Annotated in this window: 29 protein-coding genes; 12 read left to right on the top strand and 17 right to left on the bottom strand. The window is 67.6% G+C overall.

Annotation, left to right across the window (positions count from 1 at the left end):
• Positions 1 to 4 precede the first annotated feature (4 nt).
• Both ACZ5RK_RS06545 and ACZ5RK_RS06540 read right to left on the bottom strand, forming a co-directional pair.
• Complete coding sequence (locus ACZ5RK_RS06545) at positions 5 to 601, bottom strand: hypothetical protein (protein ID WP_054647840.1); 597 nt, start codon at positions 599 to 601, stop codon at positions 5 to 7.
• Positions 602 to 605: 4 nt separating this feature from the next.
• Entirely contained in the window at positions 606 to 1655 is a 1050-nt protein-coding gene (locus tag ACZ5RK_RS06540; RefSeq protein ID WP_464908506.1) for a hypothetical protein, read from the bottom strand.
• Between the two features lie 79 nt (positions 1656 to 1734).
• Here ACZ5RK_RS06540 and ACZ5RK_RS06535 point away from each other — a divergent pair, with 79 nt between their 5' ends.
• Both ACZ5RK_RS06535 and ACZ5RK_RS06530 read left to right on the top strand, forming a co-directional pair.
• Entirely contained in the window at positions 1735 to 2103 is a 369-nt protein-coding gene (locus ACZ5RK_RS06535) for a hypothetical protein (protein ID WP_054647819.1), read from the top strand.
• Entirely contained in the window at positions 2100 to 2717 is a 618-nt protein-coding gene (locus ACZ5RK_RS06530; protein ID WP_464908505.1) for a uracil-DNA glycosylase, read from the top strand. The genes ACZ5RK_RS06535 and ACZ5RK_RS06530 overlap by 4 nt, the downstream gene beginning before the upstream one ends.
• Here the strand turns inward: ACZ5RK_RS06530 and bshB1 are convergent.
• The 4 genes from bshB1 to plsY are packed head-to-tail and all read right to left on the bottom strand — an operon-like array spanning position 2714 to position 4623.
• Complete coding sequence (gene bshB1 / locus ACZ5RK_RS06525) at positions 2714 to 3397, bottom strand: bacillithiol biosynthesis deacetylase BshB1 (protein ID WP_464908504.1); 684 nt, start codon at positions 3395 to 3397, stop codon at positions 2714 to 2716. The genes ACZ5RK_RS06530 and bshB1 overlap by 4 nt on opposite strands.
• 16 nt (positions 3398 to 3413) lie before the next feature.
• Entirely contained in the window at positions 3414 to 3677 is a 264-nt protein-coding gene (locus tag ACZ5RK_RS06520; protein ID WP_464908503.1) for a HepT-like ribonuclease domain-containing protein, read from the bottom strand.
• A 46-nt stretch (positions 3678 to 3723) separates the two neighbouring features.
• Complete coding sequence (locus ACZ5RK_RS06515; protein ID WP_054647024.1) at positions 3724 to 4014, bottom strand: nucleotidyltransferase family protein; 291 nt, start codon at positions 4012 to 4014, stop codon at positions 3724 to 3726.
• A gap of 9 nt (positions 4015 to 4023) precedes the next feature.
• Positions 4024 to 4623, bottom strand: a complete 600-nt coding sequence (gene plsY / locus ACZ5RK_RS06510) for a glycerol-3-phosphate 1-O-acyltransferase PlsY (RefSeq protein ID WP_054647023.1) — start codon at positions 4621 to 4623, stop codon at positions 4024 to 4026.
• Positions 4624 to 4703: 80 nt separating this feature from the next.
• Between plsY and ACZ5RK_RS06505 the strand changes: the two genes are divergently transcribed.
• The 4 genes from ACZ5RK_RS06505 to ACZ5RK_RS06490 are packed head-to-tail and all read left to right on the top strand — an operon-like array spanning position 4704 to position 8424.
• Positions 4704 to 5180: a pilus assembly FimT family protein gene (locus ACZ5RK_RS06505; protein ID WP_464908502.1), complete on the top strand. Its 477-nt coding sequence runs from the start codon at positions 4704 to 4706 to the stop codon at positions 5178 to 5180.
• A gap of 9 nt (positions 5181 to 5189) precedes the next feature.
• Positions 5190 to 5627, top strand: coding sequence for a type IV pilus modification PilV family protein (locus ACZ5RK_RS06500; protein WP_054647022.1), 438 nt, complete (start codon positions 5190 to 5192; stop codon positions 5625 to 5627).
• 16 nt (positions 5628 to 5643) lie between these two features.
• Entirely contained in the window at positions 5644 to 6549 is a 906-nt protein-coding gene (locus ACZ5RK_RS06495; RefSeq protein WP_464908501.1) for a PulJ/GspJ family protein, read from the top strand.
• A gap of 3 nt (positions 6550 to 6552) precedes the next feature.
• Entirely contained in the window at positions 6553 to 8424 is a 1872-nt protein-coding gene (locus ACZ5RK_RS06490; RefSeq protein ID WP_464908500.1) for a DUF4900 domain-containing protein, read from the top strand.
• Here ACZ5RK_RS06490 and ACZ5RK_RS06485 read toward each other — a convergent pair.
• Positions 8421 to 9194: an ABC transporter permease gene (locus ACZ5RK_RS06485; RefSeq protein WP_054647021.1), complete on the bottom strand. Its 774-nt coding sequence runs from the start codon at positions 9192 to 9194 to the stop codon at positions 8421 to 8423. The two genes, ACZ5RK_RS06490 and ACZ5RK_RS06485, sit on opposite strands and share 4 nt — an antisense overlap.
• A 24-nt stretch (positions 9195 to 9218) precedes the next feature.
• On the opposite strand from ACZ5RK_RS06485, the gene ACZ5RK_RS06480 reads away from it, so the two are divergent.
• Genes ACZ5RK_RS06480 through ACZ5RK_RS06470 form a run of 3 tightly spaced genes read left to right on the top strand, consistent with a single transcriptional unit; the run spans position 9219 to position 11522 of the window.
• Positions 9219 to 10217 carry an ABC transporter ATP-binding protein gene (locus ACZ5RK_RS06480; RefSeq protein ID WP_464908499.1) on the top strand — a complete coding sequence of 333 codons (999 nt, stop codon included), beginning with the start codon at positions 9219 to 9221 and terminating at the stop codon, positions 10215 to 10217.
• Complete coding sequence (locus ACZ5RK_RS06475; protein ID WP_464908498.1) at positions 10214 to 10990, top strand: ABC transporter permease; 777 nt, start codon at positions 10214 to 10216, stop codon at positions 10988 to 10990. Before ACZ5RK_RS06480 ends, ACZ5RK_RS06475 begins: the two co-directional genes overlap by 4 nt.
• 7 nt (positions 10991 to 10997) lie before the next feature.
• A complete protein-coding gene (locus tag ACZ5RK_RS06470) occupies positions 10998 to 11522 on the top strand; it encodes a Uma2 family endonuclease (RefSeq protein WP_054647020.1) in 525 nt (174 codons plus the stop codon).
• On the opposite strand, the gene cimA is transcribed toward ACZ5RK_RS06470, so the two are convergent.
• From cimA to ACZ5RK_RS06440, 6 genes are all read right to left on the bottom strand, one after another.
• Positions 11503 to 13077, bottom strand: a complete 1575-nt coding sequence (gene cimA / locus ACZ5RK_RS06465) for a citramalate synthase (protein ID WP_464908497.1) — start codon at positions 13075 to 13077, stop codon at positions 11503 to 11505. The genes ACZ5RK_RS06470 and cimA overlap by 20 nt on opposite strands.
• Positions 13078 to 13080: 3 nt before the next feature.
• On the bottom strand, positions 13081 to 14643 hold the full coding sequence (locus ACZ5RK_RS06460) for a 2-isopropylmalate synthase (RefSeq protein ID WP_464908496.1): 1563 nt from the start codon (positions 14641 to 14643) through the stop codon (positions 13081 to 13083).
• Positions 14644 to 14696: 53 nt separating this feature from the next.
• Positions 14697 to 15710 carry a ketol-acid reductoisomerase gene (gene ilvC, locus ACZ5RK_RS06455; protein ID WP_464908495.1) on the bottom strand — a complete coding sequence of 338 codons (1014 nt, stop codon included), beginning with the start codon at positions 15708 to 15710 and terminating at the stop codon, positions 14697 to 14699.
• Positions 15707 to 16219: an acetolactate synthase small subunit gene (gene ilvN / locus ACZ5RK_RS06450; RefSeq protein WP_054647019.1), complete on the bottom strand. Its 513-nt coding sequence runs from the start codon at positions 16217 to 16219 to the stop codon at positions 15707 to 15709. The genes ilvC and ilvN overlap by 4 nt, the downstream gene beginning before the upstream one ends.
• On the bottom strand, positions 16216 to 17904 hold the full coding sequence (gene ilvB / locus ACZ5RK_RS06445; RefSeq protein ID WP_464908494.1) for a biosynthetic-type acetolactate synthase large subunit: 1689 nt from the start codon (positions 17902 to 17904) through the stop codon (positions 16216 to 16218). The genes ilvN and ilvB overlap by 4 nt, the downstream gene beginning before the upstream one ends.
• Before the next feature lie 151 nt (positions 17905 to 18055).
• Complete coding sequence (locus ACZ5RK_RS06440; RefSeq protein ID WP_464908493.1) at positions 18056 to 19036, bottom strand: YpdA family putative bacillithiol disulfide reductase; 981 nt, start codon at positions 19034 to 19036, stop codon at positions 18056 to 18058.
• Positions 19037 to 19072: 36 nt separating this feature from the next.
• Here ACZ5RK_RS06440 and ACZ5RK_RS06435 point away from each other — a divergent pair, with 36 nt between their 5' ends.
• The 3 genes from ACZ5RK_RS06435 to ACZ5RK_RS06425 all read left to right on the top strand — a co-directional run bounded on the left by ACZ5RK_RS06435 (position 19073) and on the right by ACZ5RK_RS06425 (position 21911).
• Positions 19073 to 19810, top strand: a complete 738-nt coding sequence (locus ACZ5RK_RS06435) for a TerC family protein (protein ID WP_464908492.1) — start codon at positions 19073 to 19075, stop codon at positions 19808 to 19810.
• A 21-nt stretch (positions 19811 to 19831) separates the two neighbouring features.
• Positions 19832 to 21229, top strand: a complete 1398-nt coding sequence (gene fumC / locus ACZ5RK_RS06430) for a class II fumarate hydratase (protein WP_464908491.1) — start codon at positions 19832 to 19834, stop codon at positions 21227 to 21229.
• 67 nt (positions 21230 to 21296) lie between these two features.
• Positions 21297 to 21911, top strand: a complete 615-nt coding sequence (locus ACZ5RK_RS06425) for a superoxide dismutase (RefSeq protein ID WP_464908490.1) — start codon at positions 21297 to 21299, stop codon at positions 21909 to 21911.
• Between the two features lie 23 nt (positions 21912 to 21934).
• On the opposite strand, the gene mqnB is transcribed toward ACZ5RK_RS06425, so the two are convergent.
• The 4 genes from mqnB to rplT are packed head-to-tail and all read right to left on the bottom strand — an operon-like array spanning position 21935 to position 25127.
• Positions 21935 to 22588: a futalosine hydrolase gene (gene mqnB / locus ACZ5RK_RS06420; RefSeq protein WP_054647519.1), complete on the bottom strand. Its 654-nt coding sequence runs from the start codon at positions 22586 to 22588 to the stop codon at positions 21935 to 21937.
• The gene (locus tag ACZ5RK_RS06415) at positions 22588 to 24249 is read right to left on the bottom strand and encodes a glycerol-3-phosphate acyltransferase (RefSeq protein ID WP_464908489.1); all 1662 of its coding nucleotides are present in this window, start codon (positions 24247 to 24249) and stop codon (positions 22588 to 22590) included. The genes mqnB and ACZ5RK_RS06415 overlap by 1 nt, the downstream gene beginning before the upstream one ends.
• Positions 24246 to 24710 carry a small multi-drug export protein gene (locus tag ACZ5RK_RS06410; RefSeq protein ID WP_054647501.1) on the bottom strand — a complete coding sequence of 155 codons (465 nt, stop codon included), beginning with the start codon at positions 24708 to 24710 and terminating at the stop codon, positions 24246 to 24248. Before ACZ5RK_RS06410 ends, ACZ5RK_RS06415 begins: the two co-directional genes overlap by 4 nt.
• Positions 24711 to 24770: 60 nt before the next feature.
• Positions 24771 to 25127, bottom strand: coding sequence for a 50S ribosomal protein L20 (gene rplT, locus ACZ5RK_RS06405; protein ID WP_054647500.1), 357 nt, complete (start codon positions 25125 to 25127; stop codon positions 24771 to 24773).
• Between the last annotated feature and the right edge of the window lie 3 nt (positions 25128 to 25130).

Below are 25130 nucleotides of genomic sequence, written 5' to 3'. Positions count from 1 at the left end.
CCTACTATACCCAGCGGCGGCGCCTCTTGGGCTCCTCCACGCCCTCCAGCACCGCCTCAAACACGTGGTCCCCCACCTGCTGGGCCAGGCGCACGGGAAGGCCCTCCTCCACCTGGACCAGGGTGAGGCCGGGGCGGAGGCGGAAGTGCTGGCGCGCCCTTCCCCCCACCTCCACATCGGAAAGGCGCTCCACATAGACCCGCCCCCCGGGCATGGGAAAGCGCGCCACCTCCCCGGGCTCCAGGGAAAGCCGGGGCAGGGCGAGGAGGAGGGAAAGGGGATCGTGGTAGGGCACCAGGTAGGGCAGGGCCAGGCTCTCCTTTCCCTGGGTGACCAGGACCAGGCCCTCCTCCTCCAGGCGCTCCACGGTGAAGACCCGGGCCTCCCTGGCCTCCACCCGCTCGGAGAAGTAGCGGGAAAACCCTTCCCTATCGGTTTCCGTCTGCCAGCGCTGGCGGGTGCGGGAAAGGGGCAGGTTCACCTCGGCCACCAGGGTGGCCTTGGCCCCTTCCCCCTGGGGGCGGACCTCCAGCCTCCCCTCCCCCGCCCTTTCCCCGGCGAAGTGGTAGCGGTAGAGGTAGGTGGCGGGGCGCTCGGTCATGGCCCTAGCGTACCTTGATGGTGAGGGGGGGGCCCGGCACCTCCAGGAGGTAGTCCACCGGGTCCCGCCCCGGCACGCGGATCCTCAGGCGGTACACCCCCCTCTGGTCAAACTCCACCCGGCCCGGGGCGGTGAGGAGGACCCGCCCGGGGGCCATGCGGGAGCCCTCCGGCACCTCCAGGAGCACCACCTCGGCCTTCTCCGTGGGCGGGTCGGTGCGGAACTCCATCACGTACCCCTGGGAGGCAGGGGATGGGGGCCGGGCGAGGAAGAGGCCCAGGCCCAGGGCCAAGAGGAGGAGGCCCCAAAGAAGCCCCCGCCGCCCCCTCGAGGGCCTCTTGGGCTCCACCACCGGGAAGGAAGGCCCCTCTCCCTCCTCAATGCGGATGACCCGGGGGCGGCTTGGGGTCTTTTCCTCGGGGGCCGGGGGCGGGGGTGGGGGGGGAGGTTCCTCGGCGGGCTCCACGGGAAGGCGTTTGCGGGCCTCCTGGGCCTTGGGCTCCTCGGGGGGAGGCTCTGTGGGCGGGGCCTCCCGGGAAAGGAGGCCCTCCAGCCGGGCCTCTCCCGCCTCCAGGGCCTCCAGGGCCTCCCGCAGGGGGAAGGCCTGCCAGTCGGCGCTCAGGGCCCGGGCCAGGGCGGCCAAGGCCTTTTCGGGGGAGCCGGAAAGGGCCTCAAGGCCCGCCCCCCCAAGCCAGAGCCGCTTCCCCTTCACCAGGCAAAGCTCGGGCACGGGGGCCACCTCCACCCCCTCCCGCCTCAGGTGCCGAAGGACCCGGGCCAGGGCCTCCACCCAGTGGGCCAGGCGCTCCGGGTCCGCCACCCCCAGGTACTGGACCATGGGCACCGCCCCCAAGGGCCACTCCAGGACCCAGGCCCTCTCCTGGGGGAGGGTTTCCAGGAGGGCCAGAAGCCCCTCCCCTTCCAGGGGCCTGCCCTCGGCCCCCTTCAGGATCAGCACGGGCATGCCCGTGCGGGTGTCCTGCCCCTCATAAGCGGTAAGGGTTCCAATACGGGCGAGAATGCGCCGCAACCAATAGTGGCCCAAAACCTCCATCTCCCCAAGTATATTCACGCCCCCGTGAGGAGGCTTATAATCTGCCAAGGGTAGGCCCTAAGGCCGGAAAGGAGCGGGGATGGAGTTCAAAATCACCTTGACCACGGAGGAGATCGTTCGGGGCTTGAAGCACTACCGCCGCATCGCCAAGCAGGACGTCCTCCGGGCGCCGGAGACGCCTAACCCCGAGGCCTTCCGCCGCCACGCCGAGGCTAGGCGGGAGGTCTACGCCAAGCTGGCGGAGGTGGCCGAGGCCGAGGGCCCGGAGGCCGTGGTGCAGTACGCCCTGGAACTCTACAAATCCCTGCCCTTCGTCACCGGCACCCCGGAGGACCAGTACCCCGAGATCAAGGGCCAGGAGAACGCCCTGGAGAACTTCTTCCTCATGATCGGCCTGGACCCCAAGACGAGGCGGGAAGCCCGCAAGGCCCGGAAGCCCCTGCAATGACCCTAGAGCTCTTGGAGGCCCAGGCCAAGGCCTGCACCGCCTGCCGGCTTGCGGAAGGGCGCACCCGGGTGGTCTTCGGGGAGGGAAACCCCGACGCCCGGCTCATGTTCGTGGGGGAAGGCCCGGGGGAGGAGGAGGACAAGACGGGACGCCCCTTCGTGGGCAAGGCGGGGCAGCTTTTGAACCGCATCCTCGAGGCCGCCGGCATCCCCCGGGAGGAGGTCTACATCACCAACGTCGTCAAGTGCCGCCCCCCACAGAACCGCGCCCCCCTTCCCGACGAGGCCAAGATCTGCACGGACAAGTGGCTGGTGAAGCAGATTGAGCTCATCGCCCCCCAGATCATCGTCCCCCTGGGGGCGGTGGCCGCCGAGTTCTTCCTGGGGGAGAAGGTCCCCATCACCAAGGTCCGGGGGACGTGGCACCAGTGGCACGGCATCCGGATCTTCCCCATGTTCCACCCCGCCTACCTCCTCAGGAACCCAAGCCGCGCCCCGGGAAGCCCCAAGCACCTCACCTGGCTGGACATCCAGGAGGTGAAGCGGGTCCTGGAAAGCCTCCCGCCCAAGGGAGGCCGCCCGGTGAAAGCGGTGAGCCAGGAGCCCCTTTTCTAAACCCGCCCCCAGGGGGTGGCGAGCAGGGGAAGGGGGCTCACGAAGGGCTCGGCGTAGTCCACCCCGAGGTAGTTCCCCCAGTAGCGGCGCATGGCCTTGCGGGCCTCCACCCCCTTGGGCCCCACCGTTTCGCTTGCCGCCTCCCCCGAAAACTGGCTCCGATAGGCCAACACCGCGGCCTCCCACCGGTCTATGAAGGCCGAGACCTTCACCAAAAAGCTCGGGGTGAAGGGGTGGTTGCCGGGGTAGAAGAAAAGCCGCTCCACCCGATAGGGCTCCCCTTCCAAGGGGGCCTTCCTCAGGCCCGCCAGGTGGACCGCGGCCACGGCGAGGCGGCTTGCGGCGGTGTGGTCGGGGTGGCGGTCGGCCTCGAGGGGGGCGAGCACCACCCTGGGCCTAAGCCGCCTCAGGGCCCCCGCCAGAAGGAGCCTCTGCTCCGTCACGTCCAAAAGGCCTCCGTCGGGAAGCCCCAGGTTTCCCCGGAAGTCCAAGCCCAGGATCCGGCTCGCCTCGGCCACCTCCTTCTCCCGCTCCTCCGGGGTGCCCTTGGTGCCCATCTCGCCGCGGGTCAGGTCCAGAATCCCCGTGGAAAGCCCCTCCGCCTTGGCCCGGGCGAGGGTCCCCCCGCAGCCCAGCTCCCCGTCGTCGGGGTGGGGGGCGATGACCAGAAGGTCAAGCATTCTCTTCCTCCAAGATCTACCGAAGGGCTTCCACAAGCGCGGGCACCTTCTGGGCCACGATATCCCAAAGGGTAGCGTCGTCCAAGGCGAAGTAGGCGTGGGCTAAAACGTCCCTCAGCCCAGCGATGGCCCGCCACTCCACCGAGGGATAGCGGGCCCGGACCGGGTCAGGCACCTTCTTCGCCGCCTCACCGAGGACTTCCAGATTGCGAAGCACGGCATCGTAAACCAGCTCGTTTCGGACAAAAGTGTCAAAATCAAGACCCTCAGTATAGCGCATGACCTTTTCGCAGGCTTCCAACATGTCCCGAAGGAAAAGCCGATAGCTACGCGACACGGACGGCCTCCCTCATCACCTCGGACATCCCCCACGGCTTCAAGGCCCCTTTCATCACCAAGTCCACGGGCTGCCCAAGGAGGCTCTCCAAAAACTCCTTCACCCGCCAGTAGCCCTCAAAGCCCGGCGGAGTGGCAAAAGCCACCAGCAGGTCCACGTCGCTCCCGGGCTGGGCCTCACCCCGGGCCAAGGAGCCGAAGAGGTAAAGCTCCGTCACCCCCAGGGCGCGCAACTCGGGCCAGCGGGACCGGAGCAGGGCCAGGACCTCCTCCTTCTGCACACCTCCAGTTTAGCGGACCTCCACCCGCTCCCCCAAACGCCTTTCCGTCCCTTCCTGGAGGCGCTTGAGGTTCTCCCGGTGGGTCCAGAAGATGAGGAGGGCCATGAGGAAAACCGTGGCCACCTCCCAAAGGGGCCTTCCCAGGGCCAGGGCGAGGACGAAAGCGGCCACCCCCCCGGTCATGCTCCCCGCAGAGACGTAGCGGGTGAGGAGCATCACACTCACCCCGACGGGGAAGGTCCAGAGGGCCAGCACGGGGTCCAGGAAGAGCAGGGTGCCGAAGCTCGTGGCCACCCCCTTCCCTCCGCGGAAGCGGAGGAAGAGGGAGTAGTTGTGCCCGAGGACCGCCATCAAGGCCACGCCGCCCAGCATCCAGTCGGAAAGCCCGAAGGCCCGGGCAATAAGGACGGCGATTCCCCCCTTGAAGACGTCAAAGAGGGCCACCACCAAAGCCGGGCCCCAGCCCAAAGCGCGGAGGACGTTGGTGGCCCCGATGTTCCCAGAGCCCACCTTGCGCAGGTCCACCCCGTAGGTGCGGGCCACCAGAACCCCGGCGGGAACGGAACCGAAGAGGTAGGCGAGGAGGAGAACCAAGAGGACGCCTTCCATACCTGATGGGGATTGTACCCCCCCATTTGGGGGATGTCTCGGAAGTTTTCCTGGGCTACCCTTATCTCGATGGGGTGGAAATGTTGGGGAAAAGAGGTCTTACCGTCATAGAGCTGCTGGTTGTCATCAGCGTGCTTGCGATACTCTTCGGCCTCGTAGAGACAAACCTCCTGAGCCTACGTCAGCATCTTACCCTAGAAGACGCCGTCAACACCTTCTCCCAGGACGTGCAAACCTGCCGCACCAACGCCCTCTCCTGGGGGGATAACTGCCGTATCCGCATCTTAGACACTGCAAGCTACGTGATGGAGAGGGGGGCGGGCCCCGGCTCCTACTCCACGGTGCTCACGCGAAGTTTTCCCACAGGCGTTCGCTTCGCCAACGTCGGAGGCGGGGCTTGGTTGGAGTTTAATCCCCGTACTCTTCTCAGCAGCAGCCCAGGTTTTCCCAGCACGGGTGGAGGCGTGGTGGCCCCGGAGGTGCGGATCACCAACGGCAGCAAGACCTTCCGGCTCATCCTCTCCATGACCGGAGCCGTAAAGACGGCACTCCAGTGAGGAGGTGAAATGAGGCGCTCCCGCGGTCTTACCCTGGTTGAGGTGTTGATCGCCCTTTTAGTCCTGGGCCTGGTGGCCGGAGCGTTCACCACCACGGTGGTCTCCAGCTTGCGGATGAATAGTGACGACCGAATAAGGGCCCGGGCCATCGCCGCGGCAGAGACCTGGCTGGACCGGTTCCGGGCCAAAAGCCTAGACTTTAACGCCTTCACCACGGCGCAGAGCTACCCCTATGGCTACAACTATGCCAGCGATCCCACGTTTGTGGCCGCAGGGGACCCCAACCCCGCGGTGCTGAACCAGGAGTGGGGTCCGTTCCAGTTCACCGTCCAGACCCGAAGCTTCTCCACCTCTCCCCAGGTCTGGACCGTGACCGTAACCACGTTCTACCGGAAGACGGGAGGAGGTGAGGCTAGCTTTGCTCTCAGCACGCTCGTCTACCAGTAGGGCCGGGTTCACCCTGGTGGAGCTCCTGGTGGCCCTGGCCATCCTCGGGGTGCTCTCCACCCTGACCCTTAACGCCTTCACCCAGTCCCTCAACTACAAGCGGCACGAGGATCTCAGGTTGAAAACCCAGCAGAACCTTAGGGCAGCCCTGCACTACATCACCCAGGACCTTCGTTCAGGTGCCTACCTGCACGTGTGGCACCAAAGCCCCTGCGACGCCACCAAGCCCTGTAGCAACCACACCCAGGTGGCCATCGTGAGCCTCACCGGAGACTCCTCCCCTGTGGCCGAGCCGCCGGGAAACAGCTTCACAAACTCGGCGGAAACAGGAATCTGCGATGCCCGGGCCTTCCAGGAGGGCAACCTGGCCCTCCTCTACAACGGGGGCCAGGTACAGCTCTTGCGCATCACCCAGCGCCAGCTCTTGGCCGATTACACCCAGGCCTGCTCCGGTCCCCCCAACCCTAACCGTGACAAAGTGCAGCACAACCAGGACAAGATCTCTGGCCAGTGGACGAACAGCGCCTACATGTTCAAGGTGGACCTGGCTACCTACATGGTACGGGATGACCCTCTGGAGGCCGGCCGGAAGGTGCTCTACCGGATGACCGGCTACGACGGTGCCGGGACGGTGGGGGCCGGCATCGTGGCCTTCGGCATCATCGGTCTGGAAGTCTGGTACGGGGTACCGGAGGACCCAAACGCCCAGTCCTCGCGCCTTGTCTTCTACCCCACCTTGGAGGACGCCGCCAGCGCCTTTAGCGCTCAGGGCTACTCGGCCGCGCCGAGCGGTGGCAAGTACATCGGCACCCTGGTGCGGGCCGTACGGGTCGCCCTGACGGGGCAAAGCCCCGGAAACCTTCCCGGTAAGGGGGCTCCGGACACCTTCACCGTGACGGAAACCGTGGAACTGAGGAGGTGAACGATGCACCATAGAGGTGTTGCACTGATCGCGGTCTTGGTGGTGGCCGCCGTGATGACCCTCGTGGGAAGCCTCCTTTTCATGGGCACCCTGGGGGATCTTCGGCAGACCCGCTCCACCCTGCAGGCGGCCCAGGCGCGGGCCGCGGCCGAGGCCGGGCTCACCTATGCGCGCTACGCCATGGAGGTGGCCCGAGGAGACATCAAGGGGATCCTCGCCCCCAGAATGAACCTCACCGCGAATCCGGCCACGGAATGGGTTCTTCCAGAGAGCCAGTGGTCCGGTATCGCCTCGGCCATCCAGAGCCTCCTCAACGGGGGCTACGGCTCCCTCCCCCCGGGAGCCGTGGACCAGGGCCAGGCCTCCGTGCGGTTCACCGTCGCCCGCTTCCGCGGGAACACCAAGGGGGCCACGGCCCAGACCTACCGGGCGGACTACGTGGTGGTTTCCACCGGGCAAGTGGGCACCGCCAAGCGCCGTGCTGAGGAGAAAGGATACTTTGAGGTCCAGCTCGGGAGGCCTTCCCTTTCCCAGTGGCTCTTCCTGGTGGACGACGCCGGGGGCCAAACGGGGTTCTTCCCTACGGGCACGGTCTTCAACGGCCCCGTCCACGCCAACCACAACTGGGGCTTCTGGGGGCGGCCCGTCTTCCGGGATGTGGTGAGCACCAGCGACGACGGGGCCTGGTACTGGCATCTGGCCGGGGACGGGTGTACCGGGGGAGGGCGGGTCTGGGTGCGGGGCGACTCCCGCCCCCCCTGCACGGTGCCCGACTTTCAGAAGGGCTTTCTGCGTAGCCAGCCTCCGATTGACCTCCCCACCTCCACCCTTTCCCAGCAACGGGCTGCCCTCGGCATGGACCCCCAGGACACCTCCACCCCCTCCGCCAAGGAGATCTGCTTCGCCCTGGGCCTCCACAATCCTCCCAGCAAAAATTGCAACAGCGACCCTTCAGTACCCAACGGGGTTTATCTCGTCAAGGACGGCACCAACGTCAAGGGGGGTATCTATGTCCAAGGGAACGTGGACCAGCTGGTCCTCCAGGCCACGGGAACGGGGCAGCAGGTCTACACCTTCAAGCAGGGAAGTAACACCTGGGTGATCACCGTGGACTACACGACAAACACCACCGCCGTCAGCAAAAACGGCTCGCCCATCGTGATTTACTCGGGCACGCCCAACGGCCCCGCGCCCCTGGGTACGGGGGGGCCGACCGGCCAGATCTATGTAACGGGCCAGATCAAGAGCCTACAGGGACCTCCCCGCACCGGTCCCCTCCCCTGCGGAGTAGACTACCCCGGGAGCTCAGATGCCTGCCCGGACCACCCGCCTCCCGCCCAAATCCCCCCGGCCCTCTCCAAGGAGACCCAGCTCCACATCACCGCCGTAGGGGCCATCGGCCTCACGGGGGACCTGGTCTACGAGTGCGACCCCACCAAGGTGACCGACCCCGTCTACCTGGCCACCAAGCCCCGGTGTGCTCTGGGGACAGGGCAAATCCTCCCAACCGTCCTCGGGGTCATGTCCCAGAACGACAACATCGTTATTGAGAATTACCCTGTGAGAGCCCCCGATAACCTCTACCTCTGGGGCTCGTACCTCTCGGGTACCCCGGGGAAGGGTCTGGCCGTGGAGAACTATAGCGGCCGCGGCAAACAGGGTAAGCTCCGCCTCTTCGGAGGCCTCATCCAGTCGGCCGATCAGCTTCGCGGCGTCATTGACAGCTCGGGGCGGCTGCAGTCGGGGTACATGGAAACCTACGATTATGACCTCCGCTTTGCGGATAGCGCCCTAGCCCCTCCCAACTTCCCCACGGTTAGGGTCTTTGACGTGCAAAGGGTTCAGGCAACACCCCTGTCTTTCCGGGAGTTCTAACTACTCGCCGAGGTGTAGCTCCTCAAGGCCAGGCGGAAGAAGCCCCGGGCCAGGGCGAGGAGGAAGAGGGCGAGGAGGAGGGCAAGGAAGGGGGCCTCTCCCCTTCCCAGGGCCACCTCCGCGGGCACGGTGGTGAGGAAGGCCACGGGCACCACGAAGGTGAAGAAGGCCCGGTAAAGGGCGGGGTAGCCGGAGACGGGGAACCGCCCCGCCTCCAAAAGCCCCCTCAGCACCTCGGTCACGTTGTAGATCTTCACGAACCAGATGCTGGTGGTGGCCAGGAGAAACCATAGGCTGTAAAGCATGAGGGCCCCGAGGAGGAAGTAGAGGGCGAAGAGGGCGTAGTCCCCAAGGCCCAAGCCCAGGCGAACCCCCGCGTAGAGGAGGAGGCCGAGGCCCAAGAGGAAGTCCCCCAGGCCCCAAGGGGAGAAGGCCCGCAAGGAGAGCCAGAACTGGGGGTCTAGGGGCTTGAGGAGGACGAAGTCCAGGGTGCCCTGCTGCACGTGCTCCACGATCTTGTTGAGGTTGGGGGCGAGGAGGGTGCTGGCGAGGCCCTGAAGCAGGGTGAAGGCGGAAAGGACCAAAAGGGCCTCCTCGAGCCGCCACCCCCCCGGCCTATACCCCCCCTGGTAGAGGAGGAGGAGGCCGAAGAGGGCCCCCAGGAGGGTGAGGAAGGAGGAAAGGAGGCCCAGGTAGAAGTTGGCCCGGTACTCCATCTCCGCCGCCAAGGAGGTGAGGAGGAAGAGGCGCAGGACCCAGAGGTAGCGCACCCCTCCTAAGGTAGACTCGGAGGCATGGCGGGCGCAAGCCCCGTGATCCTGGCGGAAGACCTCACCCGGCACTACCGGGTGGCCCTGAAGGAGGAAACCCTCCTCGGCACCCTGCGCCATTTCCTAAAGCGGCGGTACCAGGTGGTACGGGCGGTGGAGGGGGTCTCCTTCGGGATCCACCCCGGGGAGGTGGTGGGGTTTCTAGGCCCCAACGGGGCGGGCAAGACCACCACCTTGAAGATGCTCACGGGCCTGGTTCACCCCTCCCGGGGCAAGGCCCTGGTGGCGGGGCACGTGCCCTGGCGGCGGGAAAGGGCCTTCCTGAAGAAGATCACCCTGGTGATGGGCAACAAGCAGCAGCTCATCTGGGACCTCCCGGCCATGGACTCCTTCCGCCTGAATGCCGCCATCTACGAGATCCCCGAAGGGGAGTTTAGAAAGCGGGTCTTGGAGCTTGCGGAGATGCTCTCCCTGGAGGGGAAGCTCCACCAGCCCGTGCGGAAGCTTTCCCTGGGGGAGCGCATGAAGGCGGAGCTTCTCGCCGCCCTCCTCCACAGGCCCCAGGTCCTCTTCCTGGACGAGCCCACCTTGGGCCTGGACGTGAACGCCCAGGTGGCGGTCAGGGAGTTCCTCCGGGAGTACAACCGCCGCTATGGGGCCACCCTCCTCCTCACCAGCCACTACATGGCGGACATCGCCGCCCTCTCTGAACGCGTCTTGGTGATCCACCAGGGGAGGCTCCTCTACGATGGGGCCCTGGAGGGGCTTCTGGAGCGCTTCGCCCCCTACCGGGAGGTGGGGCTCACCCTGAAGCTCCCCCTGCCCAGGGAGGCCCTCCTCCCTTTCGGGGAGGTGCGGGAGCTAGAGGGCCGGGAGGCGCGGCTTCTCGTTCCCCGGGAACGGCTCACCGAAAGGGTGGCGGAGATCCTGGAGAGGCTTCCCGTGGAGGACCTGGAGGTGCGGGAGCCCCCTCTGGAGGAGGTCATCGCCAAGGTGTTCCAAAGCCCCAAGGAGAGGGTATGAGGAAGGCCCGGGTCCTCCTCTCCGTCTACCTAGCCTACATGCTGGAGTACCGGGCGGAGCTTTTCCTCTGGGCCCTGGCGGGGGTCCTGCCCCTCATCCTCATGGGGGTCTGGACCGAGGCGGCAAGGGGCGGGGACTTCCCCCTAACCCCCGGGGAGTTCGCCCGGTACTTCCTCATGGTCTTCCTGGTGCGCCAGGCCACGGTGGTCTGGGTGGCGTGGGAGTTTGAGCGGGACGTGGTGGAGGGAAGGCTCTCCTTCCGGCTCCTTAGGCCCCTGGACCCCTTTTTTGACCACCTGGCCGCCCACCTGGCCGAGCGCCTGGCCCGGCTTCCCTTCGTGCTCCTCCTCACCCTCCTCTTCTTCCTCCTCTTCCCCGAGGCCCGCTTCCTGCCGGAGCCCGGGGCTTTCCTCCTCGGCCTTGGCCTCACCCTCCTCGCCTTCCTCCTCCGCTACCTCATGCAGTACGCCACCGCCATGCTCACCTTCTGGACGGAAAGGGCCACCAGCGTGGAGGAGGTCTTCTTCCTCCTCTACCTCTTCCTCTCGGGGACCATCGCCCCCCTCGAGGTCTTCCCGGAGGGCCTCAGAGCCCTCGCCCTCCTCACCCCCTTCCCCTACCTGGTCTACCTCCCCGCCGCCCTCCTCGCCGGGCAGGAGGTGGCCCTCTTCCCCGGGCTCTGGGTCATGCTCCTTTGGGGCCTCTTCTTCCTCGGGCTTTCCCGCCTCCTTTGGCGGCTTGGCCTCAAGCGCTACTCGGGCCACGGGGCATAATGGAGGCATGGCCACCCGCTACCGCTTCCGGGTAGAGGAGTTTGAGCGGGCCTTCCAAGGGGTGCCCCACGTGGAACTCCTCCGGGGGGAGGTCTACCAGATGAGCCCCATGGGACCCAGGCACGTTTACGCGGTGATGCGCATGGACCACAGGCTTAGGGAGGCTTTGGGCGCAAAGGCCGTGGTGGCGGTCCAGTCCCCCTTGCGGCTTTCCCAGGACTCGGAGCCCGAACCGGACCTCATGGTGCTTAAGCCCCCCCTGGAGCGCTACCAGGACCGCCTCCCCACCCCCGAGGACGTCCTCCTCCTGGTGGAGGTGGCCGACACCTCCTTGGAGTTTGACCGGGAGGTGAAGCCTCCCCTCTACGCCGAGGCGGGTATCCCCGAGGTGTGGCTCGTGAACCTGAAGGAGAACCTCCTCGAGGCCCACCGGGACCCCCGGGGGGGCCGCTACCGGGAGATCCGGCTCCTCTCCCCCGAGGAGGAAGCCTCGCCCCTGGCCTTTCCCGAGGTCAGGCTCCCTTGGGCGTAGCCACCGGGTAGAGGAGGGCGTAGGCGTACCCGTCGGTGAGGGCCTTGAGGGAGGCCTCGAGGATGTTCTCGCTGGCCCCCACGGTGCTGAAGCGCTCCTCCCCCCGCTTCATCTCCACCATCACCCGCACCCCGGAGTTGGTGCCCGCCTCCTGGCCCGAGAGGATCCGCACCTTGTAGTCGGCAAGCTCCACGTCGGCGAGCTCCGGGTAAAACTGCAAGACCGCCTTGCGGAAGGCCCGGTCCAGGGCGGAGACGGGCCCAAAAGGGCTCTCGGCGGCGGTGTGCTGGAGGCTCTCCCCCACCCGGACCCGCACCGTGGCCTCGGCCCAGGCGGTGGCGAGGCCCGTGCCGTGGACGAAGACGGAGAAGCCCTCCACCTGGAAGGGAAGGCTTCCCCCCTTCAGGCGGTGGGCGAGGAGGTAGAAGCTGGCCTCCGCCCCCTCAAAGGCGTAGCCCTCGTACTCCAGGGCCTTGACCTCCTCCAAAAGGCGCCTCGCCTCCTCCTTGCTTAGGTCCACCCCCAGCTCCTGGAGCTTGGCCAGGAGGTTGGAGCGGCCCGAGACGTCGGAGACCAAAAAGCGCCGCTGGTTCCCCACCCACTCCGGAGGGATGTGCTCGTAGGTGCGGGGGTTCTTCAAGACCGCGGAGACGTGCACCCCCGCCTTGTGGGCGAAGGCCGCCTCCCCCACGTAGGGGGCGCGGCGGTTTGGGGTGAGGTTGGCCCGCTCGTCCACGAAGTGGGAGAGCTCCCTCAGGGCCTTTAGCCTCTCCGGGGGGAGGGCGGGAATCCCGTACTTGAAGACCAGGGTGGGGAGGAAGCTGGTGAGGTTGAGGTTGCCGCACCTTTCCCCGTAGCCGTTCACCGTCCCCTGGACGTGGGTGGCCCCGGCCCGCACCGCCGCCAGGGCGTTGGCCACGGCAAGCTCGGCGTCGTTGTGGGGGTGGATGCCGATCCTCGCCCCGGGAAAGCGCTCCACCACGGCCTTGGTGGCGGCGTAGACCTCCTCGGGGAGGTTCCCCCCGTTGGTGTCGCAGAGGACCAGGGTGTCGGCCCCGGCCCTAAAGGCGGCCTCCAGGGTGGCGAGGGCGTAAGCGGGGTCTTCCTTGTACCCGTCAAAGAAGTGCTCGGCGTCGTAGACCACCCGCTTCCCCCTTTCGGCGAAGAAGGCCACCGTCTCCCCGATCATCCGGAGGTTTTCCTCCAGGGAGGTCTCCAGGGCCTCGAGGACGTGGAGGGTCCAGCTCTTGCCGAAGAGGACCACCACCGGGGTCTCGGCCTCCAGGAGGGCGAGGACCGAGGGGTCCTCCTCCGGGGAAAGCCCCTTCCTGCGGGTGGCCCCGAAGGCGCAAAGCCTCGCCTCCCCCAGGTCCACCCCCTTCATGCGGGCGAAGAACTCGGCGTCCTTGGGGTTGGAGCCGGGCCAGCCCCCCTCGATGAGGTGGACCCCGAAGGCGGCGAGGCGCCTGGCGATGGCCACCTTGTCCTCCACGGAGAGGCTTACCCCCTCCCCTTGGGTGCCGTCCCTTAAGGTGGTGTCCAGGATCTCCACCATGGCCTAGACCCCGCGGTGCACCTCTTCAATGGAGGGCGGGTGCCGGGTGGCCCGGCCCGAGGCCAGCTTCCCGGCGGCGTCCAGGAAGGCCAGGGCGCTGGCCTCAATGATGTCCGGGGACACCCCCACCCCCACTGCCTGAAGCTCCCCAAGGCGCAAGCGCACCGTCACCTGGCCCAAGGCCTCGGTGCTTCCCGTGATGGCCTCCACCCGGTAAAGCTCAAGCTCCGGCCTCAGGCCGATGGCCTCCTCCAAGGCCTTGTACACCGCGTCCACGGGTCCGTCCCCGGTGTGGGTGGCCAGCCTTTCCCCGTCTGGGGTCTTCACCTTGACGGTGGCGGTGGGCAGGAGGCCGGAGCCCGAGAAGAACTGGACGTGCTCCAGCCGGAATAAGTGGGAAACGGGTACCCGCTCGCTTTCCACCAGGGCCTGAAGCTCCTCGGCGGAGAGGGGCCCCTTCTTCTCGGCGATCTCCTTGAAGCGGGCGAAGAGCTTCTTCAGCTCCTCCTCGGAAAGGTCCTTGTAGCCCAGGTCCTCGAGGGCCTTCTTGAAGGCCGCCCGGCCCGAGTGCTTGCCGAGCACCAGCACGGCGGGGCGCCTCCCGATGAGCTCGGCGTCCATGATCTCGTAGGTGGAGCGGTGCTTGAGGACCCCGTCCTGGTGTATTCCGGACTCGTGGGCGAAGGCGTTGTCCCCCACGATGGCCTTGTTGGGGGGGACGGGCATCCCGGTGTAGCGCTCCACCAGGCGGCTTACCCGGTAGATCTCCCGGGTGTTCACCTGGGTGTAGGCCCGGTAGAAGTCCCGGCGCACGTAGAGGGCCATGACCACCTCCTCCAGGGCGGTGTTCCCCGCCCGCTCCCCGATGCCGTTGATGGTGCACTCCACCTGGCCCGCCCCGTTCAACACCCCCGCCAGGGCGTTGGCCGTGGCCAGGCCCAGGTCGTCGTGGGTGTGGGTGGAGATGACCACGTCCCGCCCCCGCACCACCTCCTCGCGGATGCGGCGGATGAGGGCCCCGTACTCCTCCGGGGTGCCGTAGCCCGTGGTGTCGGGGACGTTGATGGTGGTGGCCCCGGCCTCCACGGCCACCTCGTAGAGCCGCTTCACGAAGTCCCAGTCGGCCCGCATCACGTCCTGGGCGGAGAACTCCACGTCGTCCACGTAGCGCTTGGCGTAGCGGACCATTCTATCCGCCATCTCCAGGACCTCCTCCTCGGTCTTCTTGAGCATGTACTGGAGGTGGACCTTGGAGGCCGAGGTGAAGACGTGGATCCGGGGCTTCTCCGCCCGCTCCAGGGCCTTGGCCGCCTGGTCAATGTCCAGGGTGTGGGTGCGGGCCAGGGCGGCGATGACGGGGCCCTTGACCTCGGCGGCGATGCGCCTTACCGCCTCAAACTCCAGAGGCCCCGATACGGGGAAGCCCGCCTCAATGATGTCCACGTTGAGCCGGGCCAGGGCCTGGGCGATCTCCAGCTTCTGGTCCAGGGAAAGGGCCACCCCAGGGCTCTGCTCGCCGTCCCTAAGCGTGGTGTCAAAGATCCGGATGTGCCGCTCTTTCTCCATCCTCCTCACCTCCCAAAGCGCACGGGGCCCCCGAAGGGGCCCCGAAGAAGCCCTTAGCCTACCTCCTCCAATACCCTGGCCTTGAGGAAGGGCATCATGGCGCGAAGCCTCGAGCCCACCTCCTCAATGGGATGGGCCGCCCAGCGCTTGCGGTTGGCCTCCAAGACGGGGGTTCCCGCCTGGTTTTCCAGCATCCACTCCCGGGCGAACTCCCCGGTCTGGACCTGGCGGAGGATCTCCCGCATGCGCCTCTTGGTCTCCTCCAGGGGCACGGCCATCTCCCCGCGGGTGTAGTCCCCGTACTCCGCGGTGTTGGAGATGGAGTAGCGCATGCCCCTTAGCCCCGCCTCGTAGATGAGGTCCACGATGAGCTTCACCTCGTGGACCGTCTCAAAGTAGGCCATCTCCGGGGGGTAGCCCGCCTCCACCAGGGTCTCAAACCCCGCCTGGATGAGCCGGGTGAGCCCACCGCACAAGACCGCCTGCTCCCCGAAGAGGTCGGTCTCCGTTTCGTCCTTGAAGGTGGTGGGGATGACCCCGGCCCTGGCCGCCCCGATGGCCTTGGCGTAGGCCAAAGCGGTGGGGAAGGCGCTTCCCGAGGCGTCCTGGTGGACGGCCACGAGGGCGGGGACCCCGCTCCCCTTTAGGTACTCCGAGCGCACCAGGTGGCCCGGGCCCTTGGGGGCCACCATCCAGACGTCCAGGTCGGGACGGGGCTTGATCTGGCCGAAGTGGATGTTGAAGCCGTGGGCGAAGGCCAGGGCCCCACCCTCCTTGAGGTGGGGCTCCACCTCCTCCCGGTAGACCTGGGCCTGCTTTTCGTCGGGGAGGAGGACCATGACGATGTCCGCCTCCCTCACCGCCTCGGCCACGGGAAGGACCCGAAGCCCCGCGGCCTCGGCCTTGGCGAAGCTCTTGGAGCCGGGCCTAAGGCCCACCCGCACGTCCACCCCCGAGTCCTTGAGGTTCAGGGCGTGGGCGTGCCCCTGGGAGCCGAAGCCCAAGACGGCCACCCTCTTGCCCAGAATGAAGCCAAGGTCCGCGTCGTGCTCGTAGTAGATCTTCATACCGCCTCCCGTTTCTCCCTGACCTTAAGGGTCCTCTCCCCGCGGCTCATGGCCACGGCCCCGGTGCGCATGACCTCGAGGATCCCGTAAGGCCTCAGGGCCTCGATGAAGGAGTCTACCTTCTTGGAGTCGCCGGTGAGCTCCAGGATGAGGCTCCTATGGGCCACGTCCACCACCCGGGCCCGGAAGGCCTCCTGGATGTCCTTCACCGCCAGGCGCTCCTCCACCCCCGCCACGTGGACCTTCACCAGGCAAAGCTCCCGCTCCACGTGGGGCTCGGTGTGGTCGGTGACCTTGAGCACCTCGATGAGCCGGTTGAGCTGCTTCTCCACCTGCTCCAGGGTGTGGTCGTCCCCGGCCACCACCAGGCTGATGCGGGAAAGGCCCGGCTGGTGGGTGGTGCCCACGGCCAGGCTTTCCAGGTTGAAGCCCCGCCTGGCGAAGAGGCCCGTGATGCGGTTGAGCACCCTGGGGTGGTCCTGGACCAAAACGGAGATGACGTGCCTCACGCCCCCACCTCCTCCCGCTCGGCGGGGTGCTCTATGAGCATGTCCTCGGTGGCGCCCCCGGCGGGGATCATGGGGAAGACCCCTTCCTCGTGGTAGACCTTGAACTCGGCCACCACCGGGCCGTCGGCATTGAGCACCGCCTCCACCCCCTTCATGAGGTCCTCCTTCCTCTCCACCCGGACGCCCCGAACGCCGTAGGCCTCGGCCAGGCGGGCGAAGTCGGGGTTGGAGTCCGCCAGGTAGACCTCGCTGTAGCGCCGGGCGTGGAAGAGGTCCTGCCACTGGCGCACCATGCCCAGGTAGCCGTTGTTGAGGATCACCACCTTCACGGGGAGCTTGTACTTCACCACCGTGGCCAGCTCCTGCAGGGTCATCTGGAAGGAGCCGTCCCCGTCAAAGTCTATGACCAACTCCTCGGGGCGGGCGATCTTGGCCCCGATGGCGAAGGGAAGCCCCACCCCCATGGCGCCGAGGCCCCCCGAGGTGAGGAAGCTCCTCGGCCTGGTCACCGGGAAGAACTGGGCGGCGAACATCTGGTGCTGCCCCACCCCGGTGGTGACGATGGCGTTCCCCCCCGTGGCCTCGTGGAAGGCCCGGATGACCTCCTGGCTCTGCAGGTGGGGCCTGGGCTTGAAGCGCAAGGGGTAGCGGGTGCGCCACTCCTCCAGCTCCCGCCACCAGGTGGCGAGCTTGAGGGGCTTCGCCCCCTTGAGGAGCTCCTTGAGGACCAGCCTCGAGTCCCCCACGATGGGGATGTGGGTGCGCACCACCTTGCCAATCTCCGCCGGGTCTATGTCCACGTGGACGATGGTGTGGGCGTGGGGGGCGAAGCGGGAGACCTTGCCCGTGACCCGGTCGTCAAAGCGAAGGCCGATGGCGAGGATCACGTCCGCGTGGTGGATGGCCCGGTTGGCGGCCACCGTGCCGTGCATCCCCGGCATCCCCAGCCACAAGGGGTGGTTCCCGGGGAAGGCCCCGAGGCCCATGAGGGTGGTGATCACGGGCAGGCCCATCCTCTCGGCAAAGGCGAGGAGCTCGGCGTGGGCGTGCTGGGCCCCACCCCCCACCATGAGGACGGGACGCTCCGCCTTCTCCAGGGCGTCCAGGGCCCGCTCTATCTGCCTGGGGTGGCCCTTCAGGGTGGGCCTGTACCCGGGAAGGTCCAGCTCCACCTCAAACCCGCCGGTGAACTCGGCGAGCTGCACGTCCTTGGGGAGGTCGATGAGCACCGGGCCCGGGCGGCCGGTGGAGGCGATGTGGAAGGCCTCCTTCACCACCCGGGGGATCTCGTTCACGTCCTGGACCAGGTAGTTGTGCTTGGTGATGGGCATGGTGACCCCGGTGACGTCCGCCTCCTGGAAGGCGTCGGTGCCGATCAGGGCCCGGGGGACGTTCCCGGTGATGGCCACCACCGGGGTGGAGTCCATCATGGCGTCCGCCAGGCCCGTGACCAGGTTCAGGGCCCCGGGGCCAGAGGTGGCCATCACCACCCCCACCCGCCCCGAGGCCCGGGCGTAGGCGGTGGCGGCGTGCACCCCGCCTTGCTCGTGGCGCACCAGGATGTGGCGGATCTTGCTGTCGTAGAGGGCGTCGTAGGTGGGCATGATGGCCCCGCCCGGGTGGCCGAAGATCACCTCCACCCCTTCCCGTTCCAGCGCCTTTAACAGTGCCTCTGCTCCTTTCATCTCCCCCTCCTAAACCAAAACCCCCCGGGGTTTCCGGGGGGTCTATGGATGCGCAAAAACGCTACACCCTACCCCCCGCCGGCCCTACGATTAGGGCTAGGCCTAGGGATAGGGTGAGGCCGAAGCGCATCTTGCCGCTAAGGATAGCCCCTCAAGGCCTCGGTGTCAAGCCCCGCACCCGGGCGGCGATGGCGGTGAGGGCGATTCGGGCGTGCTCTCGGCCGTTTTCTATGAAGACCGAGCGGGTGTCGGGCCCGTAGGCCGAGGAGCCCACGGCGAAGAGGCCGGGGACGGAGGTCTCCCACTCCGGGGAAAGCCAGGGCCTCTCCCCCTCGTAGGCCACCCCCGCCTCCTTAAGCAGGCGGTCCTCCGCCCGGTAGCCGATCTGGACCAGGACGAAGTCGGCGGGCAGGAACTCCCTTCCCCAGGGGCGCTTTAGCCCAAGCCCCTCCTCGGTGATGGCCTCCACCTCCGCCTCCATCACCGCCTCTATGCTCCCCTCCTTCACCCGGTTCTCAAAGTCGGGGAGGAGCCAGTACTTCACCGAGGGCCGGACCCGCTTCCCCCGGTGCACCAGGGCCACCCGGGCCCCGGCCCGGTAAAGCTCCAAGGCCGCCTCCACCGCCGAGTTGGACCCCCCCACCACGGCCACCCGCCTGCCGAAGAAGGCCGCCGCCTCCTCGTAGCGGTGGAGCACGTGGGGAAGCTCCTCCCCGGGCACGCCCAGGCGGTTCGGGTTCCCGAAGTAGCCCGTGGCCACCACCACGTACCGGGCCAGGAAGACCCTCTCCCCCTTCCGGTCCCGGGCCAGGACCCGGAACTCCCCTTCCCGGCCCCGGACGGCCAGGACCTCGGTGTAGGTGAGGACCTTTAGGCCCTCCCGCTCCGCCACCCGCTGGTAGTAGAGGAGGGCCTCCTTGCGGGTGGGCTTGGGACCCTGGGAAACCAGGGGGTGCCCCCCGATCTCGATGTTCCTGGCCTCGGAGAAGAAGACCAGATCCCGGGGGAAGCGGTAGATGGTCTCCGCCACCGTGCCCCGCTCCAGGACCAGGTGGGAAAGGCCGAGCCGCTTGGCCCAAAGGGCGGCGCAAAGCCCCACCGGCCCCGCCCCCACCACCAGGACGTCCACCATGTACCCAAGTCTAGGGCAACCTGTAAACTCCTTCCCATGGACTGGCTCACCAACCCCGAGGTCTGGGTGGCCCTGGTCACCCTCACCGTGCTGGAAGTGGTCCTGGGCGTGGACAACGTCATCTTCATCAGCATCCTGGCCTCCAAGCTCCCCAGGGAGGAGCAGGACCGGGCCCGGGTGGTAGGCCTCTCTCTGGCGGCCCTCACCCGCATCCTCTTCCTCCTCTCCATTGCCTGGATCATGGCCCTCAAAAAACCCCTCTTCGCCGTCTTGGGCCTCGAGGTCACGGGCAAGGACCTGGTGCTCATCGCCGGGGGGCTTTTCCTCATCTACAAGGCGGTGAGGGAGATCCACGAGAGGCTGGAAGGGGAGTCCGGCCACGCGGTCAAGAGGGTGGCCCCGAGCTTTTTTAGCGTCATCGCCCAGGTGCTCCTCCTGGACATCGTCTTCTCCATAGACTCCGTCATCACCGCCGTGGGCCTCACCCGCTTCGTGGGGGTGATGGTGGCGGCCATCCTGATCTCGGTGGCCGTCATGCTCCTCGCCTCCAAGGGCATCTACGCCTTCGTCAACCGGCACCCCACGGTGAAGATGCTGGCCCTAAGCTTCCTCCTCCTCGTGGGCTTCACCCTGGTGGCCGAGGGCACCGGGGTGCACATCCCCAAGGGGTACGTGTACTTCGCCATGGGCTTCGCCGTCTTCGTGGAGTGGCTGAACCTCAGGGCGGGCCTACGGGGAAGCCCGGTGAAGCTCCGCGACCCCTACGAGGAATAAAATCGGGGCGGGAGGTGCCTTATGGAATACCGGATAGAGCGGGACACCATGGGCGAGGTCAGGGTGCCGGCGGACAGGTACTGGGGGGCCCAGACCCAGCGCTCCTTGGAGCACTTCCGCATCGGGGCCTGGCGCTTCCGGATGCCCCTCGAGGTCATCCGCGCCTACGGGATGCTGAAAAAGGCCGCCGCCAGAGCCAACCTGGAGCTGGGGGAGCTTCCCGAGGAGATGGGAAGGGCCATCCTCCAGGCGGCGGAGGAGGTCATCCAGGGGAAGCTGGACGACCACTTCCCCCTGGTGGTCTTCCAGACGGGAAGCGGCACCCAGACCAACATGAACGTCAACGAGGTCATCGCCAACCGGGCCTCGGAGCTCCTGGGGAAGCCCCTGGGGAGCAAGTACGTCCACCCCAACGACCACGTAAACCGGGGCCAGAGCTCCAACGACACCTTCCCCACCGCTATGTACGTGGCCGTGGCCCTGGCCCTACACCAGAGGCTCTACCCGGCGGCGGAGGCCCTGATCCGGACCTTTGAGGAAAAGGCCCGGGCCTTTGACGGCATCGTCAAGATCGGCCGCACCCACCTCATGGACGCCGTGCCCATCACCCTGGGCCAGGAGGTGGGAAGCTGGGCCGCAGAGCTTAGGAACACCCTCTCCATGGTGAAGGAGGCGGAAAAGGGCCTCTACCACCTGGCCATCGGGGGCACCGCCGTGGGCACGGGCCTAAACGCCCACCCCCGCTTCGGGGAGCTCGTGGCCCAGTACCTGGCGGAGGAGACCGGGCTCCCCTTTAGGGTGGCGGAGAACCGCTTCGCCGCCCTCGCCGCCCACGACGAGCTGGTCCACGTCATGGGGGCCCTCCGCACCCTGGCCGGGGCCCTGATGAAGATCGGGAACGACATCCGCTGGCTGGCCTCGGGGCCTTATGGGGGCATCGGGGAGATCTACATCCCCGCCAACGAGCCCGGGTCCTCCATCATGCCCGGGAAGGTGAACCCCACCCAGGTGGAGGCCCTCACCATGGCGGTGGTGCGGGTCTATGGCAACGACCACGCCGTGGCCTTCGCCGGGAGCCAGGGGAACTTCCAGCTCAACGTCTTCAAGCCGGTGATGGCCGACGCCGCCCTGGAGTCCATCCGGCTCCTGGCCGAGGCCATGGAGTCCTTCAACGAGCACCTGGCCAAGGGGATTGAGCCCAACCTGGAGCGCATCGAGGAGCACCTGCAGAAGAACCCCATGCTGGCCACCGCCCTCAACAAGGCCATCGGCTACGACAAGGCGGCGGAGATCGTCAAGAAGGCCATCAAGGAGAAGAAGTCCCTGAAGCAAGCGGCCCTGGAGCTGGGCTACCTCAGCGAGGAGGAGTTTGACCGCATCGTGGTGCCCCTAAGGCTCGCCAAGCCCCACGGGGGCTAGGCCGTTTGTGAGAAAGCCCACCCCAAAGAGGGGTGGGCGCTTTATAGTGGGATTTGGGAGGTGCAGTATGCCGTACCCGTTCAAGCTTCCGGAGCTAGGCTACCCCTACGCGGCCCTCGAGCCCCACATTGACGCCCAGACCATGGAGATCCACCACCAGAAGCACCACGGGGGCTATGTAGCCAACCTCAACGCCGCCCTGGAGAAGTACCCCTACCTCCAGGGGGCGGAGGTGGAGGTCCTTCTACGCCACCTCGCCGCCCTCCCCGCCGACATCCAGGCCGCCGTGCGCAACAACGGCGGGGGGCACCTGAACCACAGCCTCTTCTGGAGGCTCCTCACCCCAGGAGGCGCCAAGGAGCCCGTGGGGGAGCTGAAGAAGGCCATTGACGAGGCCTTCGGGGGCTTCCAGGCCCTCAAGGAAAAGCTCACCCAGGCGGCCATGGGCCGGTTCGGCTCGGGCTGGGCCTGGCTGGTGAAGGACCCCTTCGGCAAGCTCCACGTCCTCTCCACCCCCAACCAGGACAACCCGGTGATGGAGGGCTTCACCCCCATCGTGGGCATTGACGTCTGGGAGCACGCCTACTACCTGAAGTACCAGAACCGCCGGGCCGACTACCTCCAGGCCATCTGGAACGTCCTCAACTGGGACGTGGCCGAGGAACTCTTCCAGAAGGCCTAAAGAAGCCCGAACCCCGGGGGGCCTTACGGGGCCCAAAGCAGTTTCTCCACCGCCCAGGCCAGGGCGGAAAGGGCCTCCTGGGTGCGCCACCGGGCCCTGTCCCGCACCCCGGCAGGGTTGGAGATGGCCCTAAGCTCCGCCCCCCTCACCCCCAAGGCCAGGCAGGCCCGGGCGAAGGCCGCCCCCTCCATGCTCTCCAGGGAGGCCCCCCACCTCCCGGCCAGGGCCAGGGCTTCCTCGGGGGTCTCCGAGACCAGGTCCCGGGTGAGGCCCACCACCACCCTCAGGCCAAGCCTTTGGGCAAGGCCTTCCGTGAGGGGGGCGTCCAGGGGAAAGCGGTTGTAGAAGCGTCTCTCCCCGAGCTCCAAGGCGGGAAAGCCCAGGGGCTCCAGGCCCTCCCTCAGGCCGAGGTCGGCCTCCACCTCCTCCCCCACCAAAACCGCCTCCCCCAAAGAGGGCCCCCCGGCGTAGGCCCCGGCGAGGCCGAAGAGGAGAGCCTTTTCCACCGGGTTCCTGGCGGCGTAGGCCGCGAGGGCCATGGCGGCGTTCACCTTGCCGATACCCGTCTCCAGGTAGACGAAGCCCGTTCCCTTAAGGCCCCGCCAGGCGAAAAAGGTAAAGGGCTCGCCCTGGAGGAAGGGGGCCTCGAGGCGGGTGGGGGAAAGGAGAAGCCACACTACTCCACCACCCTAAACCCCAGGGCCTCGGCCCGGTCCACGAAGAACTGGATGTTCTCCGCCCGCACCTCCCCCCCGAGGCTCTTGCGGTCAAAGGCCTCCTCCGCCGCCAGGATCATGGTCTCGGCGAGGCAGGCGGGGACCTGGTCGGGGGCGCCGAAGTGGAGGTCCAGAGTGGCCCTCGCCTCCCCGGGAAGCCGCACCACCCCCCCGGGGATGACCCGCACCCCGGGCACCTCCCGGACCGAGGGGTGGACGTCCGGGGGCACCCCCTCGTCGTAGATCCAGGCCCCGGGCTTCACGTGCTCGGGGTAGATCACGGGACCGGGGTCGCTGGTGGCGGTGAAGACCAAATCCGCCTCCCTTATGGCAGCCACCTCCGTGGTGACCACCATCTCGGGAGCCTCGCCTTTCCTCTCCAGGTTCTTCCGGAGGCTTTCCGCCGCCTTCTCCAGGCGCTTTAGGTCCCGCCCCACCAGGACGAGCCTGCCCACGTAGGGGGCGATCTGCCGGGCGATGCCGAAGGCCACCACCCCGTTCGCCCCCACCACCGCCGCCGTCACCCCCTTCAGGTCCTTGCCGCTCTGGGCGAAGTAGGCGAGGATCCTGGGAATGGCCGCGCGGACCGTGCCCGCGGTGTAGGCGCCCCCGTTGGTCACCTCTATGCCGGGCACGGCCTCCTGCACCGCCTTCCCCTTCTCCCCCACCACGCTCCAGAAGGCCCCGAGGCCCACCACCGTGGCCCCGAGCTCCTTGGCGAGCCTCGCCCCCTGGATGGCCCGCCGCACGGCGAGCCCGGGCTTCCCCTTGATCTGGTGGGGAAGGAGGGGTGCGGAGAGAAGGTGGCAGAGGACCTCCCGCCCGTCCGCCGTCCTCACCCCCCGCACCTCCCCCACCTTCATGGGGCGGAAGCGCTCGGCCAGGCCCTCTACCCACTCCTGCCTGAGGAGGCCGAGGCGCACCAGGGGCCTGAGCCAGCGGAAGCGGGGGCTCTGCCAGAAGTCCTCCAGGGTCAGGGGGTGGATGAGGAAGGCGCAGACCACCTGCCTCGCCGAAGGAAGGGGCAGGGGCTCGCCCAGCCTGGGCTCGGTGCCCTCGAGGATCCGCCCCAGGTTCTCCTTGTAGCGCCAGAGGGCGAGGAGGAGGAGGGCAAAAGCGAGGAGCTTTTCCCCAAGGCCAAAGCCCCCAAAGAGCATCACCCCGAAAAGCCCCAGGGGAAGCCCCAAGGAGGCCAAGGAGGCGTAGCCCGTGAGGGCGTAGAGGACGAGGCCCAGGGCCACGGGCACGAAGCCCAGGGCGGGCGGGAGGGGAAGGCCGGAAAGCACCCCCAGAAGCACCCCCGCCCCCTTGGCCCTTAGGGGCCAGGGGTCCCGGAAGAAGAGGGGGTAGAGGTGGCCCAGGTAGGCCGCCACCCCCAGGGCCAGGAGGCCCGGGAGGTCCAGGCCCAGGGCCCGCCCCAGGGCCAGGGGGAGGTAGCCCTTGAGGAAGTCCAGGAGGAAAGAGAAAAGAAGGAGGCCCACGCCCAGGCGCTTTAGCGCGCTTTCCAGCCCCAGGGTGTAGGGGCTTGCCGTGCGCAGGTCCACCCCGCGCCGCCCGGCCAGCCAGTACCCCAGGGGCAGGGCGCCGAAGAGGTAGGCCACGGGGAGGAGCAGGGCCGTCATCGCAGGTAGTTTAGCCCGGCCACCGCTCCCCCGGTAAGGAGGAGGACCAAGGCCCCGGCGGCCACCACCCCCAAGGAGATGGCCGGGAGGGCGTAGCGCCGCTTAAGGCCCAGGACCACGGCCAAAACGCTTCCGCTCCAGGCCCCGGTGCCGGGAAGGGGCACGGCCACGAAGAGGAAGAGGCCCAAGGCCCCCAGGCGCTGGACCTGCTCCTCGCCCCGAAGGCGCACCCGGGCCTCCAGGGCCTGCCAGGCCTGCGCCAGGAGGGGGATGCGGGTGGCGAGGTCCACGGCCCAGGGGAGGAGGGCCAGGGCCAGGGGGGCCACCAGCAGGTTGCCCAGGAGGGCCAGGGAAAAGGCTTCCCAGAGGGGAAGCCCCAGGGCCACCCCCAGGGGAATGGCCCCCCTAAGCTCCACCACCGGGAGGGCCGCCACCAGGAGGACGTAGAGGTGCGGTGGGATCACGCCCATCCTCTCATGAGAAAAGGCGCCGGAGCCGCTCCGGCGCCTTTTCCCCGGTCCCTAGGCCCGGGCCGCCTTGGCCCGCTCCACCAAAAGGGCGAAGGCCTGGGGCTCCCGCACCGCCAGGTCCGCCAGGACCTTGCGGTCCAGGGCGATGCCCGCCTTCTTGAGGCCGTTCATGAAGCTGGAGTAGTTCATCCCGTGCTGGCGGCAGGCGGCGTTGATGCGCACGATCCAGAGCTTGCGGAACTCCCGCTTCTTCTGCTTGCGGTGGGCGTAAGCGTAGTTGCCCGCAGCAAAGAGGGTTTCCCGGGCCTTGCGGAAGCTTTTGGAGCGTAGGCCCCAGTACCCCTTGGCGAGCTTCAGGACCTTCTTGTGCTTCCTGCGGCGGACAAATCCGGTCTTGGCGCGCGGCATCCC

It is taken from the genome of Thermus kawarayensis JCM 12314 (genome assembly GCF_055393575.1).
The sequence above is the reverse complement of the archived record's forward strand: the minus strand, read 5'-3'. Positions and strand labels throughout refer to the sequence as shown.

Excerpts from the sequence above, each read along its gene's own strand:
- ACZ5RK_RS06505 (WP_464908502.1), top strand. The coding sequence starts at position 4,704 with ATGTTGGGGAAAAGAGGTCTTACCGTCATAGAGCTGCTGGTTGTCATC.
- ACZ5RK_RS06435 (WP_464908492.1), top strand. The coding sequence starts at position 19,073 with ATGGACTGGCTCACCAACCCCGAGGTCTGGGTGGCCCTGGTCACCCTC.
- ACZ5RK_RS06470 (WP_054647020.1), top strand. The coding sequence starts at position 10,998 with ATGGCCACCCGCTACCGCTTCCGGGTAGAGGAGTTTGAGCGGGCCTTC.
- ACZ5RK_RS06530 (WP_464908505.1), top strand. The coding sequence starts at position 2,100 with ATGACCCTAGAGCTCTTGGAGGCCCAGGCCAAGGCCTGCACCGCCTGC.
- ACZ5RK_RS06475 (WP_464908498.1), top strand. The coding sequence starts at position 10,214 with ATGAGGAAGGCCCGGGTCCTCCTCTCCGTCTACCTAGCCTACATGCTG.
- ACZ5RK_RS06540 (WP_464908506.1), bottom strand. The coding sequence starts at position 1,655 with ATGGAGGTTTTGGGCCACTATTGGTTGCGGCGCATTCTCGCCCGTATT.
- ilvC (WP_464908495.1), bottom strand. The coding sequence starts at position 15,710 with ATGAAGATCTACTACGAGCACGACGCGGACCTTGGCTTCATTCTGGGC.
- ACZ5RK_RS06415 (WP_464908489.1), bottom strand. The coding sequence starts at position 24,249 with ATGACGGCCCTGCTCCTCCCCGTGGCCTACCTCTTCGGCGCCCTGCCC.
- bshB1 (WP_464908504.1), bottom strand. The coding sequence starts at position 3,397 with ATGCTTGACCTTCTGGTCATCGCCCCCCACCCCGACGACGGGGAGCTG.
- ACZ5RK_RS06425 (WP_464908490.1), top strand. The coding sequence starts at position 21,297 with ATGCCGTACCCGTTCAAGCTTCCGGAGCTAGGCTACCCCTACGCGGCC.
- ACZ5RK_RS06460 (WP_464908496.1), bottom strand. The coding sequence starts at position 14,643 with ATGGAGAAAGAGCGGCACATCCGGATCTTTGACACCACGCTTAGGGAC.
- rplT (WP_054647500.1), bottom strand. The coding sequence starts at position 25,127 with ATGCCGCGCGCCAAGACCGGATTTGTCCGCCGCAGGAAGCACAAGAAG.
- ACZ5RK_RS06480 (WP_464908499.1), top strand. The coding sequence starts at position 9,219 with ATGGCGGGCGCAAGCCCCGTGATCCTGGCGGAAGACCTCACCCGGCAC.
- fumC (WP_464908491.1), top strand. The coding sequence starts at position 19,832 with ATGGAATACCGGATAGAGCGGGACACCATGGGCGAGGTCAGGGTGCCG.
- ACZ5RK_RS06545 (WP_054647840.1), bottom strand. The coding sequence starts at position 601 with ATGACCGAGCGCCCCGCCACCTACCTCTACCGCTACCACTTCGCCGGG.
- plsY (WP_054647023.1), bottom strand. The coding sequence starts at position 4,623 with ATGGAAGGCGTCCTCTTGGTTCTCCTCCTCGCCTACCTCTTCGGTTCC.
- ACZ5RK_RS06500 (WP_054647022.1), top strand. The coding sequence starts at position 5,190 with ATGAGGCGCTCCCGCGGTCTTACCCTGGTTGAGGTGTTGATCGCCCTT.
- ACZ5RK_RS06535 (WP_054647819.1), top strand. The coding sequence starts at position 1,735 with ATGGAGTTCAAAATCACCTTGACCACGGAGGAGATCGTTCGGGGCTTG.
- ACZ5RK_RS06440 (WP_464908493.1), bottom strand. The coding sequence starts at position 19,036 with ATGGTGGACGTCCTGGTGGTGGGGGCGGGGCCGGTGGGGCTTTGCGCC.
- ACZ5RK_RS06520 (WP_464908503.1), bottom strand. The coding sequence starts at position 3,677 with ATGCGCTATACTGAGGGTCTTGATTTTGACACTTTTGTCCGAAACGAG.
- cimA (WP_464908497.1), bottom strand. The coding sequence starts at position 13,077 with ATGGTGGAGATCCTGGACACCACCTTAAGGGACGGCACCCAAGGGGAG.
- ilvB (WP_464908494.1), bottom strand. The coding sequence starts at position 17,904 with ATGAAAGGAGCAGAGGCACTGTTAAAGGCGCTGGAACGGGAAGGGGTG.
- ACZ5RK_RS06490 (WP_464908500.1), top strand. The coding sequence starts at position 6,553 with ATGCACCATAGAGGTGTTGCACTGATCGCGGTCTTGGTGGTGGCCGCC.